The following is a 3,753-nucleotide window of genomic DNA, read 5'->3' as shown; positions in this document are numbered from 1 at the left end:
CAACCTGCGCGCCAACGACATCGCCAACATGGGGTTTGCCCGCGCGGCGGACGTGCCGGTGATCCTCATCGGCGACATCGACCGCGGCGGCGTCATCGCCCAGCTGGTCGGCACCAAAACCGTCATCGCAGCCGAGGATGCGGCCATGGTGGCCGGTTTTCTCGTCAACAAGTTTCGCGGCGATCCCGCGCTGTTCGCCGACGGCATGGCGCTGATCGCGGAAAAAACGGGCTGGCCGGCATTGGGGCTCGTGCCGTTCTTCGTCGGGGCATCAAAGCTGCCGGCCGAGGATTCGCTGGCGCTGCGCGGCTGGCGGCCGGGCGACGGCGCGCTGACCGTCGCCGTGCCGATGCTGCCGGGCATCGCCAATTTCGACGATCTCGACCCGCTGCGCCTTGAACCGGCGGTCCGTCTAGTGATGGTCCGGTCCGGCGAGACGCTGCCGTGCGACGCGCGGCTCGTCATCCTGCCAGGTTCCAAGACGACGATCGCCGACCTCGCGGCACTGCGCCGCGAGGGCTGGGACATCGACCTCGCCGCTCACGTGCGTCGCGGCGGCCATGTGCTCGGCCTCTGCGGCGGCTACCAGATGCTGGGGCGGCGCGTCGCCGATCCGCTCGGCATCGAGGGCCCGGCCGCGGACGTCGCCGGGCTCGGCTACCTCGACATCGCAACGAAGCTTTCGGGCGACAAGAACCTGGCGCCGGTCGCCGGCACCAGCATCGCGGACGGTGTCGCGTTCCGCGGTTACGAGATGCATGTCGGGTTGACCGACGGGCCGGACCGGGCACGCCCGCTGCTGCGCTTCGCTGACGGCCGGACCGACGGCGCCGTCTCGGCCAGCGGCCAGGTCGCCGGCTGCTACGTCCACGGCCTGTTCGCCGACGATGCTCAGCGCGCGGCGCTGCTGCGGCGGCTCGGCGCCGCCAGCGACGGCCTGTCTTACGAGGCGGGCCAGGAGGCGGCGCTCGATGCGCTTGCCGCCCACATGGAGGCGCACGTCGACCTCGACAGGCTCATCGCCATAGCGCGGTAGCCAGCACCAGAATCGCCAGCGCGTTGAGCCCGCAGGCCAGCCGATACAGGCTTAGCGCGCGCGAAATCGCCGAGAGATCGGCGGATATGCCGTCGCCCATCGCGGCATCTTCGATGATCAGGCCGCCATAGGCGCGCGGGCCGCCGAGCCTGATCCCGAGCGCGCCGGCCATCGCCGCCTCCGGCCAGCCGGCGTTCGGCGAGGGGTGGCCGCGCGCGTCGCGGCGCATGATCCGCCAGGCGTCGAGCCCCGAGGCGTCCGGCGTCAGCGCCGCAGCGAAAACGATCCATAATCCGGCGAGCCGCGCCGCCGGCCAGTTCACGACATCGTCGAGCTTGGCGGCGGCGAAGCCGAACGCCTCGAAGCGCGATGTGCGGTGGCCGATCATGCTGTCGGCGGTGTTTACCGCCTTGTAGAGCACGCCGCCCGGCAGCCCGCCGATCGCCAGATACAGCGCGGGGGCGACGATGCCGTCGGAAAAATTCTCCGCCAGGCTCTCGATCGCGGCGCGGGCGACGCCGGCCTCGTCAAGCGTTTGCGTATCGCGCCCGACGATCATCGCCACGGCGGCGCGACCGGCCGGCAGCCCGGCGTCGCGCAGCGCGTCGCCTACGGCACGAACGTGGTTGTCGAGGCTGCGCTGCGCCATACAGGGCGAAGCCAAAAGACCGAGAAGCAGGATCGCGGCAAAGCGGGGCAGCAGGCTCGCCGCTGCCGCGAGCCCGACCGCGCCTGCGCCTGCGACCAGCAGGAGGATGACAAGCGCCAAAAACCCGGCGCGGCGGCGCTGCGCAAAACTTTCGGCGTCGCGGTTGAGCCGTCGATCCAGCCCATGAAGAAGCGCCCCGAGCCATGTCACGGGATGGCCGATGCCGCGAAACAGCGCGGGCGGATAGCCGACGACGGCTTCCAGCACGAGCGACACAAAAGCGATCGCCGGATTCATCGAAACGTGCCTTGTGGCCTAGGCGTCGTGTGCATGGCAAAGGGCATAGCCGCCCGCGCCGCAGCCGACAACGTGGCACCGCATCCACCCTCTAAGCTGCTGCACAATTTATATTGGTTCTCAGATGTAGTTTTTAATCGGTCTAATATAGCGATCACATTGACCGTGCGTCGGCAAAACGCGAACTTTTTATCTTGATCGCCGGTTAGGTCTCCGCAATAGGTTTGCTTGTTTTCGGGCTTAGCGCCCTGTCCCAATACGAAAGAACTCGACCATGCGTCTTTTTCCTGCATGTCTGTTGTTTGGAACCGTTCTAATTTCGACGATGGCGATGGCCAAGGAAGTGCCGCTCGGCCCTGAGCAGGAAAAGGACGGCATGACACTGGGCGCCGTCTATCTCCAGCCGATCGAGATGGAGCCCGAGGGCATGATGGCCCCGGCGAAGGATTCCGATGTCCACCTCGAGATCGATATCAAGGCCGCCAAGGGCAACACCAACGGCTATGCCCAGGGCGACTGGATCCCCTATCTCAAGGTCAACTATGTGCTGACCAAGGTCGACGGCGGCCAGACCAAGAAGGGTGCGCTGATGCCGATGGTGGCCAACGACGGCCCGCACTACGGCGACAACGCCAAGATGTTCGGCCCCGGCAAGTACAAGATGAGCATCTCGATCGATCCGCCCGGCATGGACTTCGGCCGCCACGTCGACAAGGAGACCGGCGTCGGTCCGTGGTTCAAGCCGATCACCTCGGAATGGGAATTCACCTACGCCGGCACCGGCAAGAAAGGCGCGTACTGATCATGACACGGGGCGCAACCAGGGTTCGATCGGCGGCTTTCGCGGCTGGCTTGGTTGCACCCCTTGCCGTCCTGGGTTCGACGGCACGCGCGGATGAACCCAGTTTCGCCATCGAGTTCAACGATGGAACGATGACACCACTGCGGATCGAAGTGCCGGCCAACACCCGGTTCAAGATCAACCTGACCAACAAGGGCAAGACGCCGGCCGAATTCGAGAGCAACGAGTTGCGCCTCGAGAAAGTGCTGGCGGCGGGATCCGCCTCGACCCTGGTGATCCGCACGCTGGATCCCGGGGAATACAAGTTTTTCGACGACTTCCATCCCGATGCGCCGCAGGCGGTGCTTGTCGCGAAGTGACATCGCGCTGCAACTAGACCGATCAATATGAGTCATGTGTCCCTAGAGGTCAGGCTGCGCAGCAAGCCGCAGCCGCGCCGGCCTGCCCCAGGCGTCGCTGCGCGCGCGATGGCCGGCCTGGGGGAATGGCTGCGGCGGCATCAGCGCATGATCGGCATCGTGCAGTGGGGCATCATCGGGCTCTACATCCTCCTCGTCGCCGTGCCGGCCTTTCTGCCCTTGCCGACGCGCGCGGCGCACATCTGGTCCAACCTCACGCTGTTCGCGCAATTCGCCTTCTGGGGTATCTGGTGGCCCTTCGTGCTGCTGAGCATGATTGTCGTCGGGCGGTCGTGGTGCGGGCTGTTCTGCCCGGAAGGCGCGATCACCGAGCGGGTCAGCCGCCACGGGCTCGGGCTGGCCGTGCCGCGCTGGATCCGCTGGAAGGGCTGGCCGTTCGCTGCCTTCGCGATGACCACGATCTATGGACAGATGACCAGCGTCTATCAGTATCCGAAGCCCGTACTGCTGATCCTGGGCGGGTCGACGGTCGGCTCGATGGTCGTCGGCTACCTCTACGGTCGCGACAAGCGCGTGTGGTGTCGTTACCTCTGCCCGGTCAATGGCGTGT

5 protein-coding genes are annotated in these 3,753 nt (G+C 66.4%); 4 read left to right on the top strand and 1 reads right to left on the bottom strand.

Annotated elements, in window-relative coordinates:
• Positions 1 to 1,036: cobyric acid synthase (locus GSQ79_RS13710; RefSeq protein ID WP_246725323.1), on the top strand; the 1,036-nt coding region annotated here is incomplete at its 5' end.
• On the opposite strand, the gene cbiB is transcribed toward GSQ79_RS13710, so the two are convergent.
• Positions 1,017 to 1,982, bottom strand: coding sequence for an adenosylcobinamide-phosphate synthase CbiB (gene cbiB, locus GSQ79_RS13705; protein WP_158809263.1), 966 nt, complete (start codon positions 1,980 to 1,982; stop codon positions 1,017 to 1,019). The genes GSQ79_RS13710 and cbiB overlap by 20 nt on opposite strands.
• 274 nt (positions 1,983 to 2,256) lie before the next feature.
• Here cbiB and GSQ79_RS13700 point away from each other — a divergent pair, with 274 nt between their 5' ends.
• The 3 genes from GSQ79_RS13700 to GSQ79_RS13690 form a co-directional block, all read left to right on the top strand.
• On the top strand, positions 2,257 to 2,784 hold the full coding sequence (locus GSQ79_RS13700; protein WP_158809262.1) for an iron transporter: 528 nt from the start codon (positions 2,257 to 2,259) through the stop codon (positions 2,782 to 2,784).
• Positions 2,785 to 2,786: 2 nt separating this feature from the next.
• On the top strand, positions 2,787 to 3,143 hold the full coding sequence (locus tag GSQ79_RS13695; protein WP_158809261.1) for a cupredoxin domain-containing protein: 357 nt from the start codon (positions 2,787 to 2,789) through the stop codon (positions 3,141 to 3,143).
• A 108-nt stretch (positions 3,144 to 3,251) separates the two neighbouring features.
• A partial coding sequence (locus tag GSQ79_RS13690; RefSeq protein ID WP_158809332.1) for a 4Fe-4S binding protein occupies positions 3,252 to 3,753 on the top strand: 502 nt, incomplete at its 3' end.

The organism is Beijerinckia sp. L45 (genome assembly GCF_009765775.1).
In the GTDB taxonomy this organism is placed as follows: Bacteria; Pseudomonadota; Alphaproteobacteria; order Rhizobiales; family Beijerinckiaceae; genus RH-AL1.
The sequence above is the reverse complement of the archived record's forward strand: the minus strand, read 5'-3'. Positions and strand labels throughout refer to the sequence as shown.

What these genes read in the sequence shown, in the direction of transcription:
- cbiB (WP_158809263.1), bottom strand. Translation starts at nt 1,982, where the DNA reads ATGAATCCGGCGATCGCTTTTGTGTCGCTCGTGCTGGAAGCCGTCGTC.
- GSQ79_RS13700 (WP_158809262.1), top strand. Translation starts at nt 2,257, where the DNA reads ATGCGTCTTTTTCCTGCATGTCTGTTGTTTGGAACCGTTCTAATTTCG.
- GSQ79_RS13695 (WP_158809261.1), top strand. Translation starts at nt 2,787, where the DNA reads ATGACACGGGGCGCAACCAGGGTTCGATCGGCGGCTTTCGCGGCTGGC.